The sequence below is a fragment of the Paenibacillus sp. J22P277 genome, from assembly GCF_059383675.1.
The window spans coordinates 512,597-535,588 of record NZ_JBXENS010000004.1 but is presented as its reverse complement, the minus strand read 5'-3'; the positions used below and the strand labels follow the sequence as shown (position 1 = coordinate 535,588).

21 protein-coding genes are annotated in these 22,992 nt (G+C 56.4%); 19 read left to right on the top strand and 2 right to left on the bottom strand.

Annotation, left to right across the window (positions count from 1 at the left end; all coding sequences use genetic code 11):
• Window positions 1–45 precede the first annotated feature (45 nt).
• Window positions 46–447, top strand: a complete 402-nt coding sequence (locus AC50YL_RS15755) for a hypothetical protein (protein WP_494833148.1) — start codon at window positions 46–48, stop codon at window positions 445–447.
• A gap of 57 nt (window positions 448–504) precedes the next feature.
• Here the strand turns inward: AC50YL_RS15755 and AC50YL_RS15750 are convergent, their stop codons facing one another.
• Window positions 505–1,764, bottom strand: a complete 1,260-nt coding sequence (locus AC50YL_RS15750; protein ID WP_494833147.1) for a BaiN/RdsA family NAD(P)/FAD-dependent oxidoreductase — start codon at window positions 1,762–1,764, stop codon at window positions 505–507.
• 263 nt (window positions 1,765–2,027) lie between these two features.
• Between AC50YL_RS15750 and AC50YL_RS15745 the strand changes: the two genes are divergently transcribed.
• The 7 genes from AC50YL_RS15745 to AC50YL_RS15715 all read left to right on the top strand — a co-directional run bounded on the left by AC50YL_RS15745 (window position 2,028) and on the right by AC50YL_RS15715 (window position 6,796).
• Window positions 2,028–3,719, top strand: a complete 1,692-nt coding sequence (locus AC50YL_RS15745) for an ATP-binding protein (RefSeq protein ID WP_494833146.1) — start codon at window positions 2,028–2,030, stop codon at window positions 3,717–3,719.
• Window positions 3,720–3,809: 90 nt separating this feature from the next.
• On the top strand, window positions 3,810–3,938 hold the full coding sequence (locus AC50YL_RS15740) for a spore protein (protein WP_161742558.1): 129 nt from the start codon (window positions 3,810–3,812) through the stop codon (window positions 3,936–3,938).
• A 16-nt stretch (window positions 3,939–3,954) separates the two neighbouring features.
• Window positions 3,955–4,362, top strand: coding sequence for a DUF3905 domain-containing protein (locus tag AC50YL_RS15735; RefSeq protein WP_494833145.1), 408 nt, complete (start codon window positions 3,955–3,957; stop codon window positions 4,360–4,362).
• 108 nt (window positions 4,363–4,470) lie between these two features.
• A complete protein-coding gene (locus AC50YL_RS15730) occupies window positions 4,471–4,902 on the top strand; it encodes a BrxA/BrxB family bacilliredoxin (protein ID WP_494833144.1) in 432 nt (143 codons plus the stop codon).
• Between the two features lie 18 nt (window positions 4,903–4,920).
• The gene (nadE, locus tag AC50YL_RS15725; RefSeq protein WP_494833143.1) at window positions 4,921–5,730 is read left to right on the top strand and encodes an NAD(+) synthase; all 810 of its coding nucleotides are present in this window, start codon (window positions 4,921–4,923) and stop codon (window positions 5,728–5,730) included.
• 356 nt (window positions 5,731–6,086) lie between these two features.
• The gene (gene acpS / locus AC50YL_RS15720; protein ID WP_494833142.1) at window positions 6,087–6,482 is read left to right on the top strand and encodes a holo-ACP synthase; all 396 of its coding nucleotides are present in this window, start codon (window positions 6,087–6,089) and stop codon (window positions 6,480–6,482) included.
• Between the two features lie 80 nt (window positions 6,483–6,562).
• The gene (locus tag AC50YL_RS15715; RefSeq protein ID WP_494833141.1) at window positions 6,563–6,796 is read left to right on the top strand and encodes a hypothetical protein; all 234 of its coding nucleotides are present in this window, start codon (window positions 6,563–6,565) and stop codon (window positions 6,794–6,796) included.
• A gap of 111 nt (window positions 6,797–6,907) precedes the next feature.
• Here the strand turns inward: AC50YL_RS15715 and AC50YL_RS15710 are convergent, their stop codons facing one another.
• Entirely contained in the window at window positions 6,908–7,186 is a 279-nt protein-coding gene (locus AC50YL_RS15710; RefSeq protein ID WP_494833140.1) for a c-type cytochrome, read from the bottom strand.
• A 247-nt stretch (window positions 7,187–7,433) separates the two neighbouring features.
• Here AC50YL_RS15710 and AC50YL_RS15705 point away from each other — a divergent pair, with 247 nt between their 5' ends.
• The 11 genes from AC50YL_RS15705 (at window position 7,434) to AC50YL_RS15655 (ending at window position 22,894) form a co-directional block, all read left to right on the top strand.
• On the top strand, window positions 7,434–8,306 hold the full coding sequence (locus AC50YL_RS15705; protein ID WP_494833139.1) for an AraC family transcriptional regulator: 873 nt from the start codon (window positions 7,434–7,436) through the stop codon (window positions 8,304–8,306).
• 2 nt (window positions 8,307–8,308) lie between these two features.
• Window positions 8,309–9,640, top strand: coding sequence for an A/G-specific adenine glycosylase (gene mutY / locus AC50YL_RS15700; protein ID WP_494833138.1), 1,332 nt, complete (start codon window positions 8,309–8,311; stop codon window positions 9,638–9,640).
• Between the two features lie 99 nt (window positions 9,641–9,739).
• Window positions 9,740–10,372 (top strand): bifunctional 4-hydroxy-2-oxoglutarate aldolase/2-dehydro-3-deoxy-phosphogluconate aldolase, encoded by a 633-nt coding sequence (locus AC50YL_RS15695; protein WP_494833137.1) that lies wholly within the window; start codon window positions 9,740–9,742, stop codon window positions 10,370–10,372.
• A 1,381-nt stretch (window positions 10,373–11,753) separates the two neighbouring features.
• Window positions 11,754–15,056 (top strand): OmpL47-type beta-barrel domain-containing protein, encoded by a 3,303-nt coding sequence (locus tag AC50YL_RS15690; protein WP_494833136.1) that lies wholly within the window; start codon window positions 11,754–11,756, stop codon window positions 15,054–15,056.
• Window positions 15,057–15,844: 788 nt separating this feature from the next.
• The gene (locus tag AC50YL_RS15685; protein WP_494833135.1) at window positions 15,845–16,771 is read left to right on the top strand and encodes a phosphate/phosphite/phosphonate ABC transporter substrate-binding protein; all 927 of its coding nucleotides are present in this window, start codon (window positions 15,845–15,847) and stop codon (window positions 16,769–16,771) included.
• A 95-nt stretch (window positions 16,772–16,866) separates the two neighbouring features.
• On the top strand, window positions 16,867–17,652 hold the full coding sequence (gene phnC / locus AC50YL_RS15680) for a phosphonate ABC transporter ATP-binding protein (protein WP_494833134.1): 786 nt from the start codon (window positions 16,867–16,869) through the stop codon (window positions 17,650–17,652).
• On the top strand, window positions 17,642–18,457 hold the full coding sequence (gene phnE / locus AC50YL_RS15675) for a phosphonate ABC transporter, permease protein PhnE (protein ID WP_494833133.1): 816 nt from the start codon (window positions 17,642–17,644) through the stop codon (window positions 18,455–18,457). The genes phnC and phnE (AC50YL_RS15675) overlap by 11 nt, the downstream gene beginning before the upstream one ends.
• Window positions 18,458–18,472: 15 nt before the next feature.
• On the top strand, window positions 18,473–19,279 hold the full coding sequence (gene phnE, locus AC50YL_RS15670) for a phosphonate ABC transporter, permease protein PhnE (RefSeq protein WP_494833132.1): 807 nt from the start codon (window positions 18,473–18,475) through the stop codon (window positions 19,277–19,279).
• A 39-nt stretch (window positions 19,280–19,318) separates the two neighbouring features.
• A complete protein-coding gene (locus AC50YL_RS15665; RefSeq protein WP_494833131.1) occupies window positions 19,319–20,914 on the top strand; it encodes a bifunctional metallophosphatase/5'-nucleotidase in 1,596 nt (531 codons plus the stop codon).
• A gap of 196 nt (window positions 20,915–21,110) precedes the next feature.
• Entirely contained in the window at window positions 21,111–22,454 is a 1,344-nt protein-coding gene (locus AC50YL_RS15660) for an esterase/lipase family protein (protein ID WP_494833130.1), read from the top strand.
• 149 nt (window positions 22,455–22,603) lie between these two features.
• A complete protein-coding gene (locus AC50YL_RS15655) occupies window positions 22,604–22,894 on the top strand; it encodes a DUF3817 domain-containing protein (RefSeq protein ID WP_494833129.1) in 291 nt (96 codons plus the stop codon).
• Window positions 22,895–22,992: the final 98 nt, after the last annotated feature.

Here is a 22,992-nt window from a genome sequence, read left to right as displayed (position 1 = left end):
CGCTATGCGGGTATGGAACCTATTAGCCGATAAGGGTGAGACGATTTGCAAAACGATACCGCATTGTTGTTTCAATTCGCCGATTCGCGAACCGCGTCGCTTGCATGCGATACGTTTGAGGAACTGGGCTACGACCCCGTCTTCCAGCAAGACAATGAAGTGCATATCCATATGCTCGGGGACGATCTGACCTCGGCGCTGGAGATCGCCCAGGCGCACGGGGGGCAGTTGGCCGTCCAATCCTCCATTCCGGATATCGTGCTGACGAACGAGCTCTACCGGATGGAAAACATCACGATACCCGCGCATGTCGTGAACGAGGATTGGATCGCCCAGGAAGAGACGGCCGGCAGCCTGCGCAACCGGGATGACGATGCGGCGGCGGAAGACGATTTCTTTCCGGACGACGGGTCGTACGGGTATTTTTCCGGCGACGTGCACATTTGAACGCAAAAGAAGGCCGACGGAAGGCAGCTGCCGCCCTTCGGCCTTCTCTTCTATTCACTATAGCCGAAGCGCCGCATGGCTTCCGGCCGCATAGCCCGTCGAGAACGCCGCCGTGATGTTATACCCGCCGGTATAGCCGTGAATATCCAGCACCTCTCCGCAGAAATACAACCCCCGCATCAGCTTCGACTGCATCGTCTTGGGATCGACTTCCTTCAGGTTCACGCCGCCGCCGGTGACGAAAGCATCCTCCAGCTTCAGCGTGCCGTAAGCCCGCATCGGGAAGGCTTTAATCAGCTTCGCGAGGCCGAGCCAAGCCTGCTTCGGAATATTGTCGTACGTCAACTGCTCGTCCAAGCCGGCTTCCTTCAATAATAGAGGCACCATCCGCTCGGGCAAATATCCCTTAAGCACGTTTTTGACCGTTTTCTTCGGATCCGCTTGAACCAGCCCGAGCGATTCGCCGTAGACTTCGTCCGCGCTTCGGTCCGGCAGCAGGTCGATCGTCAGCAGCGCGTTGCGGGCATCGCCTTTCTTCAGCTCCTTGACGACGAATTGACTGCAGCGCAGCGCGATGGGGCCGGATACGCCGAAATGGGTGAATATCATGTCGCCGCGATGTTCCGTCACGCGTTTGCCCTTCGCGTTCCAGACGGAGAGCGCGACGTCGCGGAGCGACAGCCCCTGCAGCTCTTTGCTCTGGATGAACGGTTCGTTGGACGTGATCGGCACTTCCGTCGGGAACAGCTCCGTAATGGAGTGGCCGGCCTTCTCCGCCCAGGGATAACCGTCGCCGGTCGAACCGGTATGGGGCACGGATTTGCCGCCGGTCGCGATGACGACGCTCCGGCAGTCGACCGTTTCGCCCGATTCGAGCGCCACGCCGCTCACCTGCCCGCCGGCGTATACGATATGGCTTGCCGGCGCATTCACCCGAATCTCCACCCCCTGCTTCCGCACCTGGCGGACGAGCGCGTCGACGACGGTTTTCGCTTTGTCCGTGACCGGGAACATTCGGCCGTTGTCTTCTTCCTTCAGCGCGATGCCGAGCCCTTCGAAGAAGGCGATGATTTCTTTGTTCCCGAAGCCCGAGAGCGCGCTGTACAAGAAGCGGCCGTTGCCCGGGATGTTCTTGATCAATTCGTCCAATTCCTTGTTGTTGGTGACGTTGCAGCGGCCGCCGCCGGATATGCCGAGCTTGCGCCCCAGCTTGTCCCCTTTGTCCAGCAGCAGCACCCTTGCCCCGTGCTTGCTGGCGGCAATCCCGGCCATGAGCCCGGCAGAGCCGCCTCCTATGATAACGACCTCGTAATTCACTGGTTTCTCCTCGGTTTTCGCTCGATTTGGCATGGCATGACGCCGTTATCTATCATACTATCCAGTTCGGAGAGCGTCTACTCGGCGCAGCGGGCTTTCCGATACACCAAATTTCAAATATGGGAGAATAATCCATAGTTCGTTTATCGTCTAAACAAACCGGAAAGACATTGTAAAATAGATAGACCTATGATTTAATCGGATTAACAGATAAACAAAGATATACATTAACTGGGTTTCTTCTGAAGGGTGGGACTCATTTTGTGTGGAAGTTGATTCTTTTGCAGTTCATTTTAGCCCTGCTGCCGGTATTTATTTTTCAATTCTGGTATGACTACTCGAAACCACGCAAAAGAGTACCTTACCTCCTGACCGTTTTTTGCGGCGCCTGCGTGCTGCTCGGCATTGCGGCTTGCATCGAAGTAAAGGGGTTCGACCTGGACTACCTCTACGCGCAATTGATCCTGGGCTCCTTGTACGGAGGCGGCTGGGTCACGCTGGCGTTGACGGTCATCTACCTGGCTTCCGAACAGCTGATGATGGAAGGCAGCTGGGGCTGGATCGAGATGGCGGGGACCCTGTTATTCATCATTCCGATTATTTCCATGTACAATCAAGGCTTTCATCAGTTGAGCCGCCGGTCCAAATACCGGGTCGTGCTCGGATTGACGGCGCTGCTGCTGTTGATCAAATGCTGCGCGTTCATGAATTTCGTCTACGTGGCGTACCCCGATTTGCATGCCGCGGATTACTACGCGATCTTGGCCCATCAATTGGCTTATTTTATCGTCATGGTCCTGGCGTTGGCCTGCTCGGAGCATTTCATCCAGCATCAGAACGTGAATTACCGGCTGCATCAGATCTCGAACAGCTTCCGCATCGAGGTGCAGAAGCTGCAGCAATTCATCGACGAAACGCCGCTCGGCGTTATCTTCGTCGATGCGGGCGGGACGATCACGCATATCAACGAGATGGCCATTCATCTATTAAAGGAAAAAGTGGGCGGCAAACAGCGCAACGAGCTGCTCGGCCAGCCGTTTACGATCATGTACGACCACATCGAGAAGGACGTGATCGGGCGGTTGCTGTATCAAGCGCTGAACGGTCATAAGATCACGACGGAATACGTCCAGGAGCAGGGCAAGATCTACGTGAATTCCGGTATTTGCGTGCGCGATATGCAGAACGACGAAATCATCGGCGCGGCGATCATCGCCCACGATATTACGGAGCTGAACCGATTGCGCGACGAGGTCGGGCGGATGGAACGCCTCAGCCTCGTCGGCCAGATGGCGGCCAGCATCACGCACGAGATCCGCAACCCGATGGCGGTCATCCGCGGCTTCGTGCAGCTGATGCGGGAACGCAGCCCGGATCATCAGAAGGAATATTACCGTATCGTCATGGAAGAGCTCGACCGGGCGAACAGCATCATCAGCGACTTCTTGTCCTTGGCCCAGAACCGGGTCATCGAGAAAGACAGCCGGGCGCTGCACGATATCATCAACGAGATTCTGCCGCTGCTGTGGGCGGATGCCAACATGCGGGGACAGGTGCTGGAGCTCAAGCTGGCCGACGAGCTTCCCATGCTGCTCTTGAACGAGAAAGAAATGAAGCAGCTGATACTGAACTTGGCCCGGAACGGCATGGAAGCCATGAATCAGCACGGCGTGCTAACATTGGAAACGTCTACATACGAGCATTACGTGGAGCTGCGCGTCAGCGACACGGGAAGCGGCATTCCGAAGGAAAAGCTCGAGCATCTGTTCGAGCCGTTCTATACGACGAAGTCGCACGGAACCGGACTCGGCCTGCCGCTCTGCCTCAGCATCATGGAACGCCATGGCGGCATCATCCAGGTGGATACCACGGAAGGCGCGGGGACGACCTTCGTCGTCCGTTTCGACCGGAACCGGAACGCCTACGAAGCGGCGGCGGCGCTCAGCAGGGCCTGACCACGCGCATTACATACCAAGCAAGACGGTTTACATACGGATAAGCGGAATTCCGCGCGCGCATACTACCTTTGGAAGGGGGTGCCAGCAGTGGAAAACCAGCGGCAATCACGCAATGCCTCCGGACCGGCAGCCAGCAAGAAGAAGCAGGGCAGCAAAGCGCCGGAGTCCGAGGGCTACGACAAAAAGCTAGACGGCCCCAATCGCCCTTCCATCTAAAGGGAGGAGCACGGGAATGAACGAACATTATTCAGATCGCGAACAACGCGAGGCGCAGATGAAAGGCCCGAGCGCCGGCGGCGACGATCCGGCGCTTGACCCGTACGAGATCGATTTTCTTCCCGAATTCCGCAGCGGACGCGGCCCTAGAGCGCCCTTCGTCAACGGCAGCGGCGTCGTCATCGGGGATCATATGTACGAATCGCCGCAGTCGCCGCTCGCCAACTGGACCGAGGACACCGATCCGGCCGCGATGGCGGGCAGCGAATGGGTGCATCCGTTCAAGGACGTCGGGTTTCTGACGAGCGAGAACCGGGATTATTTCGAACGGGGCATCGCGCCGCAAGGCGGCATCTTCACGCATGCCGACAAGGATGCGGCTTACGAAGCGGCCAACGACGGCGCTTCCGAGAATAAACCGTGAAGCATGAAGATCAGCAATCGGGCGCTGGCCGGATTGCTTTTTCTTTGCTTTCAATACGAGAGGGGGGTATAATAGAAATCAAAACGAAATCATAAGGAGCGATCACATATGTCGATGTCTTTCGAACGATACATGCTTGACATGATTCAACCCATGCGCGACGATCTGACACGTCTGGGAATCGAGGAACTGCGCACGCCGGAGGCGGTGGAAGAGAAGCTTCCGAACGCCGAAGGAACCGCGCTTGTCGTCATCAACTCCGTCTGCGGATGCGCCGCCGGCCAATGCCGTCCGGGCGTTGCCCAAGCGCTGCAAGCCGAGAAATTGCCTGACCACCTGTTCACCGTCTTCGCCGGCCAAGACAAGGAAGCCACGGCCAAAGCGCGCGAATACTTCGCGCCGTACCCGCCGTCTTCCCCGTCCATCGCGCTGTTCAAGGACGGCGAACTGGTTCATTTCATCGAGCGTCACCAGATCGAGAACCGTTCGGCGGCCGATATCGCGGCAGATCTCGCTTCCGCTTTCGACCGCTATTGCTAATAATGAAGAGGTGATAGGATGAGCTTGCAGGAACAGATCATTCAAGAGCTAGGCGTTAAGCCCGAAATCGATCCGCAGCAAGAGATTCGCAAACGGGTCGATTTCCTGAAAGACTATGTCCGCAAATCCGGGACGACCGGACTGCTGATCGCGATCAGCGGCGGCATCGACAGCGCGGTCGCGACGGGATTGTGCAAGCAGGCGACCGACGAGCTGAGCGAAGAGACGGGCAAGGAATATATGACGCTTGGCGTGTTCCAGCCGTATGGCGAGCAAGCGGATATCTCCGACAGCTACGCGGTCGCGGAAGCGTTCAACCTGAAGCATCGCGTCGAGACGAACATCCAGGAAGCGGTCGACGAGATCGCGCTGGAAGTCGAGCACGGCCTGAAGGCGATCGGCATTTCCCGGCATATCAGCCGCGGCGGCAAAGGCAACGTGAAGGCGCGGACCCGTATGGTGACGCAGTACGCGTTGGCATTCGAGCTCAACCTGCTCGTCGTCGGCACGGATCATGCGTCCGAAGCGATCACCGGCTTCTATACCAAATGGGGCGACGGCGCGGTCGACATTACGCCGCTCAGCACCTTGAACAAGCGCCAGGTTCGCCTGATCGCGGCAGCGCTCGGCGTGCCGGGCGCGGTCGTGACGAAGGCGCCGACCGCGGGATTATGGGAAGGCCAGACCGACGAGGACGAGCTCGGCATCACGTATGACGAGAACAGCGATTACCTCGAAGGCAAGGAAGTCAGCGACTCGGCCCGCGAGAAGCTGGAGAAGCAATATCTCAAAACCGCCCATAAACGGAACACGATTCCGGGCATTTAAAGGAATCGCATCGGTTGGGCGGGATTGCGCCCTTCGGCCACGGCCGGAGGGCGTTTTGCTTTTGCGCGCGGGTGGCTGGGTCAGGCATCTCGGGGCCGGGGGTCCGATTGGACTTCCTTCTGCAATCGGAATCGATTATTTGCTAGGATAGGATGTTGCCGCATACGTATATCCTATGCATGCATGCGGCGATGCTAGATGGAGAGACGTTGGACCCCATCCCATCGCGGGGCGGGCATGAGGCGCGCACGGCTTCAAGCCGGGGGGTCATTCGCGGCGACGGAGGAATTACGGTGGAACGAATAACGGATGGGCGCCGAGCGGCGTTATCGTCCGGGCAGGGCGGTTGATTCAATATGATACTGGGAATCGGACATGATCTCGCGTCGCTTGACCGGATAGAACGGATTCTGCACGGCGATGCCGGGATGCGTTTTCGGGAGCGGATCTTGACGGAACGCGAACGGGAGCTGGCTGCGGCTTCCGGCGGGAAGCGGCAGGTCGAATTCGTCGGCGGTCGGTTCGCCGCCAAGGAGGCCGTCTCCAAAGCCTTCGGCTGCGGCATCGGGGAGACGCTTTGTTTCCACGACATCGAAATCGACCGCGCGGCCGGTGGCAAGCCGGAGTGCCGCCTGAGCGACGAAGCATGGTCGCGGCTTGGCCTGCGGGGAGCGGATACCGCGATCCACGTATCCATCACGCATGACCATGCGCTGGCTTCCGCCTACGTGATCGTCGAACGGCTCGGCTGACGCCGCGTGCATATTCGCGTCACCTTTTGCCCATAATTGGAATACATAAGTAGCAATCCAGGGCAGGGGAGCGGATAGCGATGGCGCTGAGACCGGAGCTGTTGACAAAGGGGATATTCAGAAGCGGGCAGCTTGTTCCGCTGGACGGCATGTACGGGGATTTGTGGGGAAGCTGGCTGCCGCTATTGCAAGGCGAGACGTTTCCGCCGCATCGGGAAATGGGCGAGTCCAAATGGACGTACAAGGGCCCGCTCGGAATGGGCTTGCCGGAGTGGAAGCGGTCATCGTTCATTCGGCACGTCAAGGAACGGTAGACGGCTGGAGTGGCTGAAATAGCGGGCAGAAGTTAGCGAATACGGAATGTTATGGCTGACGAAGAAGACCCTTACGGGCACGCGCGGTGCGTGCCTCGTAAGGGTCTTTTGTTATTTTTTGGCGCTGAGCCAGGCAGCAAGCTCTTCGATTTGCGCATCGGACAACTTGCCGGAAAAGGCCGGCATTCCGCCGCCGCCCTGCTTGATCTGCGCCGTGATCTGGTCCTTGGTCATGCGCTTGCCGACCTTGGTCAGGTTGGTGGTTGCGCCCATGCGTCCTTGCAGGTCCGTGCCATGGCACGAAATGCAGTTGGATTTAAATGCTTGCGGCGTGTCGGCGGATCCGGCCGTCGTCTTCGATGACGAGCCGCAGCCTCCGAGCAGCAGCATAACCGCCGGGACAGCGAGGAGTAGGAAGCGCGTAGATCCGCGGGGGACGGAAGGAGTAGAATAGTTCGGCATGTTTTGCTCCAGCCTCCAATTAATGGATTTATTATCCAGTATAGGCCTTAATAAACATGAAATGCAACCGGAAGCACGGTGGTTCCTTTCGAAACAGTGCGTTATAATGAAGCATATTGTTCACGAGCTGGCGATAATTTAATCTTTTTTGATGATTGGGATGATTGGGACCGCAATGAAACTTACATACAAGACGATCATTCAGAATTATTTTCAACGTTTTCATGCCGAAGTGTCCATGGCGGCATTCTCGCGCACGAACCCGGGGCGCCATTCGCAATTAACTCCCGAATTTTACCGGTTCTGGCTTATTCAAGAAGGAAGCGGACGTCTGCAGGTCGGCGGCCGCTGGTTGGATATGGAACCGGGGCAGCTGCTGCTCATCCCCCCGGGCACGCTGCAGGCGTTCTCGGCGGAGCCGACCATGACCGTCGGCTTATACTGGTGCCATTTCCGCGCGGCGATCGGGGACATCGAGATGTTCGACTTGCTCAATCTGCCGATTTGCGTTATACCGGAAGAGCAGGAGAAAGAGCGGGTCGTCGTCTTGTTCCGCCAGTTGATCGAAGCGTACCGCTCGCCCCTGCTGACGAGGGAGCTGCGCATCCGGGCGGCGATGTTCGAGATGCTGGCCTGTTATTTGGAATGCGTTGGCATCGGCGAAACGTCGCTGCGCGAGGCCGAGCCGATCGAGAAGATCGACCGCGTGCTGGCGTACATCGAGGATCACCTGTCGGAGACGATCGCCGTGGAAGAGCTGGCCCGGCTCGCGTTTTTGCATCCGAACTATTTTATCGGGTATTTTAAAAATTTCGTCGGTTACGCCCCTGCGCAGTACGTTAATTTTCGCCGCTTGGAGCGCGCGAAAGTGCTGCTGCAGCAGAAAACGATCAGCATCTCCGAGGTTGCCCGGCAGGTCGGGATGCAGAATCATTACTTGTCCCGGTTGTTCAGGCAGTATACGGGGCTGACCCCGAGCCGTTACCGGCAAATTTATTATCAAGCTGCGCCAGGCGCCGATGCGGGCGCAGCGGAAGAGAGGGATTAGGCATGACAACCGAAGCGGCGGCTTACTTCAGCCGAGAGCTGCTGAGCTGGTACTTGGCCAACAAGCGCGATCTGCCATGGCGCATAAGCCGCGATCCGTACCGCGTATGGGTATCGGAAATCATGCTCCAGCAAACGAGAGTGGATACCGTCATTCCGTATTACGAACGGTTCATGGAGAAATTCCCGACGGCCGCGGCGCTGGCGTCCGCGCCCGAGCCGGAAGTGCTGAAGTGCTGGGAGGGCCTGGGCTATTATTCGCGGGCCCGCAATCTGCAGGCGGGCGCCCGCGAGGTGCTGGCCCGCCACGGAGGCGTCGTGCCCGACGATCGCGATGCCGTAGCCGCGCTTCGCGGCGTCGGACCTTACACCACCGGCGCCATCATGAGCATCGCGTTCAATCGGCCGGAGCCGGCCGTGGACGGCAACGTCATGCGCGTGCTGTCGCGGTATTTTTGCCTCGAGGACGATATCGCCAAGCCTTCGACTCGGATCGGCATCGAGAAGCTGGCGGCTTCGTTGATTCCGGAGGGGGCGGCCGGCGATTTCAATCAGGCGCTCATGGAGCTTGGCGCGCTGGTATGCACGCCGAAGTCGCCGGGCTGCCTGACCTGCCCGGTCATGATGCACTGCGAAGGAAGGATGGCCGGCAAGGAGCATAGCCTGCCGATCAAGACGAAAGCGAAGCCGCCGCGCCGGGAAACGCGGATCGCCGCGCTCATCGCCGGCAGCGGCGATCATGCCGGCAAGCTGCTCGCGCGCCGGCGGCCGGACAGCGGCCTGCTCGCGCAGATGTGGGAGCTGCCGCATGTGCTCGCGCCGCAGTCCGACGCGCTTGCGCCGGCGAAGCGCCGCGGACGCAAGGTCGCGGCGGCATCCGTCGCAGCCGCGCAGGAAGTCGCGGCTGCGATGGAATGGCCGCTGACCGCGTCGGATGCCGCGAGCGGCGCGGATGCGAGCGGAGCCGGGCACGCGACAGGGGCAGGAGTCGAGCCGCCGGACCGCCATGCGGCGATGGCCGATATCCTCAGCCGCGCCTTGTCGGCCGAGGACGGCCTGCTCGTTCGTCCCGTCTCCTGGTGGGGCGAGACGGATCATGTGTTCAGTCATATCGTCTGGGACATGCAGGTGTTCCGGGCGGAGTTCGGCTTCTGGCATGAGGCCGGAGTACGTGCCGCGGATCAATTAAAACTGGCGGCGGAAGCCTCGCCGTCATACGGGGAAGTATCCGCTCCGGAGAATTACGCATGGATCGGCCCGGAGGAGATGAAGACGTTGGCGTTTCCGAACGTATTCGTCCGTATCTTACAGGATTATTGGCGCGAACAGGATTAAGGCGCGCGAACAGTTCGCTCTGCCGAGGCCGCAGGCTTGCATCGGGCGGCAAGGAATCATACTTTTTGCTCGAACCGAGACGGAAGGGGAGACGATAACGTGAGCATGATGCTGGAACGATTGAAGCAGGAGAAAATCGTGGCGATATTCCGCGGCATCGAGGATCGGCATGCGGACGGGGCGGCGGAGGCGCTGCTCGCCGGCGGCATCTCGTTGATGGAGATCACGATGAATACGGAAGGAGCGGCCGGCATGATCGGCCGGTGGCTGGACAAGTACGGGACCCAAGCGGGGATCGGCGCGGGAACGGTACTCGACCTGGAGATGGCGAAGGAAGCGGTCGCGGCCGGCGCTCAGTTCCTGATCTCGCCGAACCTCGACGAATCGGTCGTCGAGTACGGCTTGAAGACCGGCGTGCCGGTATGGCCGGGCGTCATGACGCCGACGGAAATCGTGCGCGCGTGGAAAGCCGGCGCGGAAGCGGTCAAGATATTCCCGATGGGCTCGCTCGGCTTGAAATACTTGACGGAGATCCGCGCGCCGCTGGACCGCATCCCGATGCTTGCCACCGGCGGCGTGGACCTCGACAACATCGCCGACTACTTCAAGGCCGGCGCCTGCGCGGTCGGCATGGGCAGCAAGCTCGTCGACCTGGAGTGGGTGAGAAGCGGGCGGTTCGATCTGCTGACCGAACGCGCCAGGAAGTTCGTCGAGGCGGCAAAGTCGATCTGACCGCTAACTGACAAACGCGGATTAGTAAAATCTGTTAGGTTTTTGTATGGAAAGCGCGGCTGCGGCCGCGCTCTTTTTTTATGCCTCCCTATCGGCGACGGCCTATAAAAACAAAGAGGCCTGCGGCATATCCGCAGGCGCAAGAGAGAAAATATATAATAAAGGGGGGTCATGTGTTTATTATAGGGCCTATTTATGAAAGGAACATGAAGGAAATATTACAATTCCATTACAGAGGCTGGAAATTCGATTAAGGTTCTCTCATATGATGAGAGAAAATAAAGTTCTTTAATCGAATTTAATGAATGGAGGAAATAAGCCGGATCGTAAAATAAAAGATCTTTAATAAATAATAACGCAGCCAAGGCGTATCTGACGCCGTGAAACATCACGGGTTGGGACACGGCATGGTAGAAGCCGGACCGCACGCGGATAAATTGAAGGAGTCTGCTCTTGCATTCGGTGACACCTACTTAATCATCTCTTGGTTTGCTATTTTGCGGCGCGGTGCTGGCATTATTCCTTCGCAAGCCCCGCTCGGCAGGTTAAACTAGCAAACTCTGATATCCCTTCCTTGTTGAGGTATGGCGCCATGCGAGGTTCGATCAAGCGAAGACGCGTTGTACTTCATGATCAACCTTGCGCTTGGCGGGGGATGGCCGATCGATCTTGCGAGATACAACAATCAAGTTGATATGTTTGTCGAGTATGTCCGCGTATTCCAATAAAGAACGCGAATGCAAGAAAGCCGCCGGCGCTCGAGCGCCGGCGGCTTTCTTTGTGATCAGCTGTCGTAATACTGCCCAGGAGTCGTCCTAAATTAATATTCGGCGAAGGGCAAAGGGGTCATTTATTATTGGTTATCCTGCCATTAACAAAACTTTAATAGTTTAAAGCGTTGACCTGGCAGATCGTTTTCGATTAATCTGAAATGTTCCGGGTTAGCCGCTGTCTCTTGCGATTAACGATGGAACGTTGGAGTTAGCCGCGCAAGTCACGGGACTTGACTTAGAGCATAGCTGAACACGATGGGAGGTGATAAGAAACCCGCGTCAATCGAAGTTACCTGGAAGAGTTAACGATGAACGGGTGAACGAGCCGGAACGATGATTAACGAAACTTTAACAGATTAAAGCGTTGATTTGACAGATAGTTTCGATTATTCTGAAAGGCTCTGGATTAGTCGCTGTCGCTTGCGATCAACTGCAGAACGTTGGAATTATTCGCGCAAGTCACGGGACTTGACTTAGAGCATAACTGAACACGATGAGAGGTGATAGGAAAACCGCGTCGAGCGAAGACGGCCGGTTCAAGCGGCTGCCGCGAAGGGTCACCAAGGTAGAGTGCGACGAAAGGCTAGAATTCATGAGGAGGTACCAACATGGGAAAGTTTGCATGGAGGAAGACGAAGTGGGCGAAGAGGGCTTTGTTCGCCGTTGCGGCGGTGCCGCTGGTTGCCGGATTAACAAGCGGGCTGAAGCCGGCTTACGCCGAGGGGCCGAGCAATCCGGCGCCTGTCATCAATGCGACGGTCGTCAATGAGAACGCGGGCAAAAAGGTGCTGTTCGACAATACGCACGGCCAAACGGCGGGAGCGGCCGACTGGGTCATCGACGGGGGCTTTTCGGATTTCGGCCAGGCGCTAGCGAACGACGGTTACTACGTGAAGGAATTGCGCAAGACTACCGCAATTACGTTAGACGATTTGAACGATTATAACGTGTTCGTTGTCTCGGAGCCGAATATTCCGTTCAAGACGAGCGAGCAGGCCGCGATGAAACAATACGTCGAGGAAGGCGGAAGCATCTTCTTCATCGGCGACCATTATAACTCGGACCGCAACAAGAATCGGTGGGACGGCTCGGAGGCGATCAACGGATACCGCCGCGGGGCATGGGAGGATCCGACGAAAGGAATGTCCGCGGATGAGCGCGGCTCGGCCGCCATGCAAGGCGTCGCCAGCTCCGACTGGCTGGCGGATAATTTCGGCCTAAGATTCCGTTACAACGCGCTGGGCGACATTAATGCGAATCAGATCGTGTCTCCCGACCAGGCTTTCGACATCACGCAAGGCGTCTCGACCGTAGCGATGCATGCCGGCTCGACGCTGGCCATCCTCGATCCGACCAAGGCCAAAGGAGTCGTATATCTGCCGCAAACGAACGAAGCGTGGGCAAGCGCGGTCGATCAAGGCGTCTATGACGGAGGCGGCGTGGCCGAAGGCCCGTTCGCTGCCGTATCCAAGCTGGGCGAAGGCAAAGCCGCCTTTATCGGCGATTCGTCGCCGGTGGAGGACGCCACTCCGAAATATCTCGGCGAGGAATCGGGCACGCGCAAGACGACGTACGACGGATTCAAGGAGCAGGACGACGGGGTGTTTTTGGTGAACATGGTCAATTGGCTGTCCAACCGGGAGAGCTATACCGGTTTCGATCAAGTCGACGGCCTGCAGCTCGACCAGCCGACAGCGCTGCTGCCTTCCGAATCGCCCGCGGCGTCGACGGAGCCGCAATCGGAGCCATGGTCCAACCCGTCTGCCAGCTACAAATGGTATGACCAATCGACCTTCAAGCCGGGCTCTTACGGCGGCCCCGCAAGCACCGCGAACGCGGCGTACAGCTTCGTTCATCAGGAACAGCTGCCGAACAACGCAGCCGAGTTTCAAATTCGCGTCGTTGCGGACAATATGCCTGCCAATACGACGGCATCCGGCTTTAGTGCCGGCGTCTACTCGGTGAACGGCGGGGCGCAGATCGCGCAGGTTCAGAACGACGACGGCACCTGGCCGACAAGTTACGGCTACAGCGTTCCGTTCAGCTTGACTTCGAACGGCACGGGCCATGCTTACAAGGATTTGACGGTCCGGATCAAGGCGGGAACGACCGGCGCGGCGAACCTCCGCTTCAGACAGAACGGCACTAACCTGCTGACGCAATCCGTTACGCTCGCGAATGTGCCTGCAGAGCAGCTGCCCGAAGAGGAAGGCCCGATTCCCGCGACCGTCTCGATCGCGGAAGCCCGCACGAAGGCGGCAGGAACGACCGTCACCGTGGAAGGCGTCGTTACAACCGAGCCGGGCGCTTTCGGCGGACAAGCCTTTTATCTTCAAAATGTGGATGGCGGCGGCATCTACGTGTTCCAGAGCGCAAGCGGCTTTCATAAGGGAGATGTCGTGAAGGTTACGGGTCAGACGGCCTTATTCAATACGGAAATGGAGCTTGGCACTATCGTCGCCATCGAGAAGACGGGAACGTCGGCGTTGCCGGCTCCGGTCGTCGCGGACGCGGTGAACGATGCCAACCAAGGGCAGTTGATTCAGCTTCAAGGCGTGACGATCCGCAATGTGATTAACGGCACGCCAGCTGGATCTTTTGAATTCGACGCCGTGCAGGGCGACGTCAGCAACCATGTGCGCATCGATGCGCGGACGGGGATCACGCTGGCCGATTTCCCTTATCACGAGGGAGATACGGTGAATGTGACGGGCGTCGCGGCGATTTTCCAAGGGAATTATCAGCTCAAGCCGACCGTGTTGGGCGATTTCACGGCGGTACAATCGGATACGACCGCGCCGGTCACGTCGGCAGCGCTCGCCCCGATTCCCAATGCCGGCGGCTGGGTCAACCAGGATGCGAAGGTTTCCTTGACAGCCGAAGATAATGCGCCGGGAACGATTACGACGCAATATGCCGTTGACGGCGGGCAGTATGCCGCTTATGCGGGTCCGTTTACGATCTCGGCGAACGGCCGGCATACGGTCGCCTATTACTCCGCCGATGCTGCAGGGAATACGGAAGAAGCGCAGTCTCTTCAGGTGAACGTGGATAAGACGGCACCGGAGGCTATCCTGACTCAATCCGGCCAATCCGTTGGAGATGTGCTCGAGACGGCGTCGCTTACTTTTGAACTGGCCGCGACCGACGAACTCTCCGGCATCGCCTCGAAGGAGTTGTCGCTGGACGGCAAAGCGATTGCAAGCGGGGAGACCGTGAAGGCTTCGAACCTGGGCGTTGGCCCCCATTCCGTCAGCTATAACGTGACCGACTCCGCAGGGAACGTCACGACCGGCAGCTATGCGTTTCAAGTAACGGGCAAGCCTCTGGCGACGGGCGCTCCGGGGAAACCGTCGCTGTCGGACAACAATACTTACGATACGGGATTGCGGGACGGCAATTACACCGTGACGATGAATCTCTGGTGGGGAAATAACGGAACCGACTTCAAGCTGTATGAGAACGGTAAGCTGATCAGCGAGAAAAGCTTGAAGGACGCTTCGCCGAACGCGCAAACGGTAAGCATCGACATCGCCGGCAAGGCGAACGGGACATACCGTTATACGGCCGAGCTGAGCAATGCCTACGGCAAGACGACGAGCGATACGCTGATCGTGACCGTAACGGATGCCTCGCCCGGCAAGCCGGTGCTCTCGCAAGACAATTGGGACGGCGACGGCAATTATAACGTGGCGATGAATCTGTGGTGGGGAACGAATGCCTCCGAATACCGGTTGTACGAGAATGGCAAGCTGATCGATTCGCAGCAGTTGACGGAGCATACGCCGGGCGCGCAGAGCGCCGCAACGGCGATTGCCGGACGGGCGGCAGGCACGTACACGTACCGCTGCGAGTTGATTAACGCAGCCGGCGGGACGACGAGCGATACGATTACTGTCGTCGTCAGATAACGCGCACTCGGCTCCCGGCGAGGCTTGGACGCCGGCGCAATGAACAAACCTGCCGTTCCACGATAGGCGGAACGGCAGGCCATATGCCGGACGAAGTATATATGGGTCGGGTTGATCAACAAAAACTTAACAATAAGCGCGTTGACGCAATAAATAGTTTCGACTATTCTAACGTGTTACGGATTCATAGCTAACCCATGCGATCAAACCGTAGCGCGCTGAATGTCTAGACGTAAGTCACGAGACTTGATTGTTACGCGACCCCGCCCAAGGCCAGCACTTTGTTCCCGTTGTTCATCATCGGCGGCGTGAAACGGAGGGCGTTTATTCATTATTAATACTTGTTTTTATATGTAAATTACTCTTTTATTTGTTATGTCTTTTTTCTAAATATAATATAAATATACAAATATTTTACATTATATGATTGATCTAAATGCTATACTGTAAACATTCCATTCGCCTGCTGTTCATTCAACAATGAGTAGCCGCCTGAGTTTAATAGGCAGCAGATACGATTGGCGTCGAGTGTTGAAGATAAATATAAAAGTGGAGGTTTTACGTAAGTGAAAAACAAATTCATGCTGGTTGCCGTGTTCGTACTGATTGTCGGGCTCATCGCAGGTTGTGGTTCGAACAATAATTCGAACAATAGCTCGGGGAATTCGGCAAACGCCGCAAACGCCGCAAATGACGCAAATACCGCTACTCCGCCTGCCGATGACGCCGCAAGCACTAACAATGCGCCTGCGAGCGACGCAACTCCCGCCGCTCAGGAAATCAAGGAATTGAAAGTAAGCTTTGTCCCTTCCAAAGATCCCGGCGAAATCATTACGGCAACGGATCCGCTGAAAGACTTGTTGAAAACGCAATTGGCAACGGAAGGCTATAATGTCGACACCGTCAGCATCGACGTCGGAACGACTTATGAAGCCGTAGGCGAAGCTCTGACCGCCGGATCGACGGATATCGGGTTCATTCCAGGGGGCACTTACGCCCTGTACGATGACGGTGCGGATGTTATTCTCACGGCTACCCGCGCAGGCTTGTCGAACGATTCGGACAATCCGAAGGATTGGAACGACAACAAACCGACGCAGCCGACGCCAGATCAAGCCACTTATTATCGCGCTTTGTTTTTCGCCGGTCCTTCCAAGAAAGGACAAGAACTGTCCGCCAAGGTGAACAACGGCGAGCAATTGACTTGGGACGATCTGAACGGCGCCAACTGGGCGGTAATGACCACCTCCTCGTCGGCCGGTTACATCTACCCGACGCTGTGGCTGCAAAGCAATTTCCAAAAGAGCATTACGGACCTGGCCCATGTCACGACATCCGATTCTTACGGCACCTCGTTCGGACGGCTGGCAGCCGGTCAAGTGGACGTCGTCGTGGCATACGCGGACGCAAGAAGAGACTACGAGAAACAATGGACGACGGATTTTAGCCGCGGCAAGTCCATTTGGGACGAGACGAACATCATTGGCGTCACGGATGGCATTTATAACGATACGATCAGCGTCAGCAAGAGCGATCCGCTGATGACGCCTGAATTCAAAAAGGCGCTTCAAGACGCGTTTATCGCCATAGCGCAAACGGACGAAGGCAAGAAAGTCATTGCCGTCTACAGCCATGAAGGCTACAAAGTCGCGCAATCCAGCGACTACGACGCAGAAAGAAAAGCTCAGGAACTGATTAAAAGCATGAAGAAGTAAGCTTAGGCTGCATTCACCTGTTTTTCAAAAAGATGAGGGCATCGCCTCTGATGGATGCTCTCATCTTTTCTACCATTAAGGATCGAGGTATTTCCATGATCGAATTTATCAATGTGGAAAAAACATATGCAAACGGCACGATCGCCTTGCAGAATATTAATTTGACCATTAAGCAAGGCGAATTCGTTGCGGTTATCGGCCTTTCCGGCGCGGGAAAATCAACGTTAATCCGATGCATCAACCGAATGCATGACATTACGGGCGGCCTATTGAACGTGGATGATGTCGACGTGGCGAAGCTAAGGGGAACGCAAATTCGCCGTTTTCGCAGAAGAATCGGGATGATCTTCCAATCCTTCAACCTGGTGACGCGGATAACCGTGCTGAAAAACGTTTTGGTTTCCTTCGTGCCCGATCTTCCCGCTTGGCGCAAGCTGACCGGCGTCTTTTCCCGGGAGCAGAAGATCAAGGCGCTAGAGGCGCTTGATAAAGTCGGCATTCTGGATAAAGCATTCGTCCGCGTAGACCAACTCTCGGGCGGACAACAGCAACGGGTTGCGTTGGCCCGCACGCTTGCCCAGAACCCCGACATCATTTTGGCGGACGAACCGATCGCTTCCCTGGATCCGGTCACGTCCAAAATCGTGATGGACGACTTTAAAAGAATCAATCGAGAGATGAACATCTCGGTCATCATGAATATTCACCATGTGGAAATCGCTTTGGAGTACGCGGATCGTATCATCGGCATTCGCAAAGGGGAAGTCGTCTTCGACGGGGATTCGGCCCATGTAACGAAAGAAATTTTGGCCGAGATTTATGGCGGCAAATCCGAAGAAACGCTATCTCCGCCGAAGGAGCGCCCGGCGTATGTACGATAAACTCTTTCCGCCCAAAAAAGTAGTGCTGCCGAGCGGCAAGGTCGTATTGGAAAAGAGAACGCGAATCCCGCTTATTTTGCTTGTCTTGCTCGTTGCGACGATTTTGTCCGTGAATTTGACGGAGTTCGATCTACACGTTCTGTTTACGCGAATCGGCAAGTTTTTTGGCATTATCGGCGACATGATTCCTCCGAAATGGGGGTATATGTCCGGTATCTGGCGCGCGTTGCTGGCTACGCTCCAAGTGTCGCTGCTCGGCTCCATGCTCGGGGCGCTGCTCTCGCTTCCGTTTGCCGTGCTCGCTTCCTCGAATATCATTCGCAATAAGGCGGTCGTGGCCGTTTTCAAAATTATTCTCAGTCTGCTCAGGACGATGCCAACGCTTGTGATAGCCGTAGTGGCCACCTTTGTTTTTGGATTGGGCCCCACGGCCGGAGCTGTGGCGATATTGCTGTTTACGATCTCGTACGTTGGCAAATTGGTCTACGAACAAATCGAAAATGCCGATATGGGACCTTTCGAGGCGATGGAATCGATCGGAATGACCCGCATTCAAGCCTTTCGTTATGCCGTTATGCCCCAGGTGCTGCCGGGCTTCTTATCCACCTCGCTCTTCTGCTTCGAAGGAAACGTTCGGTATGCGGCCATTCTCGGCGTAGTGGGAGCCGGCGGCGTAGGACTTCTCATCAATGAAAATCTGGGCTGGCGGGATTATCCCAGGGTAGGGATGATTATTCTGGCGCTGGTCGTTACCGTATATCTGATCGAGACGATCAGCGAGCATTTCAGAAAAAAGTTAATTTAAGGAGAAAATTGGGCCATGACGACAGCAGCAGAGAAGCAGCTTCTTGCTTCGCCGCGAAATCATCGTTATCTTTTGACCGTTACGGCGATCGTTCTCGTTCTATTGGTTTGGTCGCTAACCACCGTAAGCTTCAAGGATATGAACCAAAGCGGATTGAAAATCGCGCTGAATATCTTGAAAGGGTTCATCCATCCGGATCTTAACCTGCTGCTCAATCTATCCAAGCAAAGCGTCGCCTACTTGCTCCTTCAAACCGTGGCGATTGCCTTCCTCGGTACGATCATCGGCGCGATTTTGTCCGTCCCCCTCGCTTTCTTGGCTGCATCCAATATCGTGCCCAAACCGGTTGCCTGGTTAACGAGACTGCTGCTGATCTTAATCCGCACGATCCCGGCGCTGGTCTACGGCCTGATGTTCATTCGCGTGGCGACGGGGCCGTTCGCGGGGGTGCTGACGATCGGCTTAACCTCGATCGGCATGCTCGCCAAGCTGTACGTGGACGCGATCGAGGAATTGGATACGCGGGTACTCGAGTCGATGACCTCGATCGGCTGCTCGACGATGGAGAAGATCCGCTTCGGTATTTTTCCGCAGCTGTTATCGATCTTTCTATCGGTGACGATCTATCGCTTCGACATGAATATGCGCGAGGCGTCGATCTTGGGCCTTGTCGGCGCGGGAGGCATCGGCGCTCCGCTTATTTTTGCCATGAACGCGTACAAATGGGATCAAGTCGGATCGCTGATGATCGGCTTGGTTATTTTGATTTTGCTTATCGAATGGGTATCGACGAAAATTCGCACGAAATTAGTAAAAGGTTAAAGCATATTTCAAGATCAATATAGAGTAGGAGCGTTGCCTATGACTGCATTGGACAATACGATCACCTGCGTTCTTCTCGCAACAAGCGATCTTCACGGACATATTCGCCCCACGGATTACGCGACGGGAGAGGAGCGGACGGACGGGCTGGCCAAGCTCGCGACAATCATCCGGGAGGAGAAAATGCGGGAGCCGGAGCTTCTGCTGGTCGACAACGGCGACCTGCTGCAAGGTTCTCCGCTCGCGGCCTATGCGGCGGGACAAACGGAACAATTGCAGGAAGGAGCCGATCATCCTTTCATAGCGGTATTGGAAGAATTGGACTATGACGCCGCCGTCCCGGGCAATCACGAATTCAATTACGGGCTCGGCATGCTGCGCGGCGTTGTGGGTCAATCCGCATTTCCGTGGTTGTCGGCCAATATCGTGGACGCCCGAACGGGAGAGCCGGCATTCGGGAAGCCATATATGGTGAAGCGGCTTCGCGGCGGAGTGAAAGCGGTCATTCTCGGCGTAACGACAGCTTATATCCCGAATTGGGAAAATCCGAAGCATATCGAGGGCTTGCAGTTTCTGGACGCGGTAGATGCGGTGCGAAGCTGGGCGGCCCGGATTCGGGAGGAAGAAGACCCGGACCTGTTCATCGTAAGCTATCACGGCGGCTTCGAACGGAATTTGGCGGACGGATCGGCGACCGAGCGGCTGAGCGGCGAGAATCAGGCTTACGCATTATGTACGGAGGTGGAAGGCATCGACGCGCTCATTACCGGCCATCAGCACCGTCTGATCGCCGGAGAAGCGGGCGGCGTGGCTGTCGTGCAGCCGGGTTGCAACGGACAAGCGATCGGTAAAATATCGTTCGACCTGGTACGGGAGAACAGCCGCTGGAAAGTGATCGGGAAGCGGGCGGAGCTGCTTAGACCGGACGCGGCGGCAGCGGATGAGCGGGTCATGGAGCTGACGCGGGAGGCGGAGCGGGAGACGCAGGCCTGGCTCGACCAGCCGATCGGGAAAGTGCAGGGGGATATGACGGTCGACGATCCGTTCGCCTGCAGAGTCGCTCCCCACCCGTTCATTGCCTTCATTCATGGGATACAAATGGATGCGGCAGAGGCGGATGTATCGGTCGCCTCCCTTCTCGCCGAGGATACGCGGGGATTCGGGCCGGTCATTACGATGCGGGATGTGCTGACCGCCTTCGTCTATCCGAATACGCTTGCCGTGCTGCGCCTGACAGGACGGGACATCCGGGCGGCGCTGGAGCGGACGGCGGGTTACTTTGCCGTGGACGAGCACGGCGAGCTGATCGTCAGTCCGTCCTTTCTGGAGCCGAAACCGCAGCATTACAATTACGATATGTGGGCCGGCATCGAATACGAGTTGGACGCGTCCCGGCCGATCGGGAGCAGGGTCGTATCGCTTGCCCGCAACGGACGGCCCATCGCCCCGGACGAGATGCTGGATGTCGTCATGAACAACTACCGGGCGGGCGGCGGCGGGGATTACGACATGTTCCGGGGAAGGCCGATCATCCGGGAAGTGGCCTCCGAGATGTCGGAGTTGGCTACCGCCTATATTAAATGGCGAGGTACCATTTTCCCGGAATACAGCAGTAACTGGCGGGTTTTCGTTTAGTTGCGTATAGAGAATGAAAGCGCATGCCTTTGCAGAAGTTGGTTGCTTTTGGAAGATACCGGCTGCGAGTCCCTTCCCTTTCGTTGGACAACACCGGTGCGCGATTGCTCAAAACAGGAATATCGAGCACGGATACGAATAACTAGAAAAAGAACGATCATTCGTGCGAAGTCATCCATCTCTTAAGGAGGTACATATGGCTAATCGTCCAATTGTTCTGATTCACGGATATTCCGATAAGGGTGAATCCTTTCACGCATGGGTCAATATGTTAACGGAGCGAGGACACGATAGACAGCATATCCATGTCTGCTCCTATGAAACGCTAACCAACGAGGTGACCGTTCCGGACATTGCCGAAGGGTTCGACCGAGCGCTCCGCGACAGAATCGGCCTGAACGAGGACGAGCAGTTCGACGCGATCGTTCACTCCACGGGGATGCTGGTCCTTCGCTCCTGGCTCACGGTCTATGCGAAGAGGAGGGACCGGTTGAAACATCTGATCGGACTGGCGCCGGCCACGTTCGGGTCGCCTCTCGCACACAAGGGCCGGAGCTGGTTAGGCGGCGTCTTCAAAGGGCGAAAAGAGCTGGGTCCTGATTTTCTCGAGGCGGGAGATCGCGTGTTGGATGCGCTTGAATTAGGAAGCCGTTTTACGTGGGACCTCGCCGAAAAGGATTTATTGGGCAAGACGCCCTGTTATGGTTCGAATGACGATACGCCTTACGTCTTTATCTTCTGCGGTACGGAGGGGTATGGCGGCATCAAGAAGCTGATCAGCGACCCCGGTACGGACGGGACGGTGAGGTTAGCGGGTTGCGCGCTAAACGTACGGAAAATCAACATCGATCTGACTACTAGTATGGTAGACAAGAGAATCTCGTTTTCAAATTGGAGCAATGTCGACATTCCGATGTTCCCGGTCCAAGGGGCGGATCACGGATCTATCCTCGGGAAACCTGCCGAAGGCTTGGTCGACATGGTTCATGCTGCTTTGGCGGTTGAAAACGCGCAAGCGCTCGAGGAATGGTTTAAGGACGCCGACAATCGTACGCGAGACGCATTCGCAGCACTTGCCAAATGGCAGCAGTTTTTGATTCGGGCCATTGACGAGCGAGGCGATCCGCTTCGGGATTTTTACATCCAGTTGGAAGGCAAGCGCAATCAGGGGCTTAACGAAGAGCTTCAGAGTTTCGATGTCGATGTTCACACTTATAGCGGAGATTCCAGTCTGCGAAGTTTTCACGTCAATCTGGATGAGTTGGATCCGGAGTCCCTGCAGAGTCTGTCGCTGAACGTGATTGCTTCCTCGGGGTCATCGCTCGTGACTTATCACGGATTCACGAGCAAGGCAACGGCAGAAGCGGATGCCTTTCAAAATGAAGGAACTTGGCATGCTAAGCTTGATTTGTCCAGTCTTCTTGGCGCAAGCGACGTGAAGTTTTTTTACCCGTTTACGACAACGCTAATCGAGCTGCGGCTTAATCGGGAACCGCTCCCGTTGACGGGAACGAACTATGTCTGCAGATTCATCGATTAGACACGATGGGCGAACGGCAGGGATCATCGGCGTCGCTTTAGCATGTTGTACCGTTTTCGCCCTATTTCCGACGAGCCCGAACGTTAAATCTCGCTGTCTTTCATGGTAAACTGATGAGTGAGCAAGCGAAGCGGCGAAGGGGAGATACGATGAAAACATCAGCCTTGAAGTACTTTCGATGGATCAGTTATTTGGAAGGCGCCTCGTTCTTGATTCTGTTATGCATTGCCATGCCGCTCAAATACTTCGGCGATCGTCCGGAGGCCGTATCCGTCACGGGCGGTATCCATGGTTTATTGTTCTCGCTCTATCTGATCGGTATCGTCATGATGGCGATCCTGTTCCGTTGGAAGCCGCTGCGTATCATTGGCGCCGTCATCGCTGCTTTTCTGCCGCTGGGACCTTTCGTATTCGAGAGAAGATTGAAGGCAGGCGCATAAGGGGAGCGAAGCGGCATATCGCAACCCGATAACGACGATTACGATCTCTCAAACGCAGCAACGTCAGTAACATCGCCAATATCAGAAATGAAGCAGTT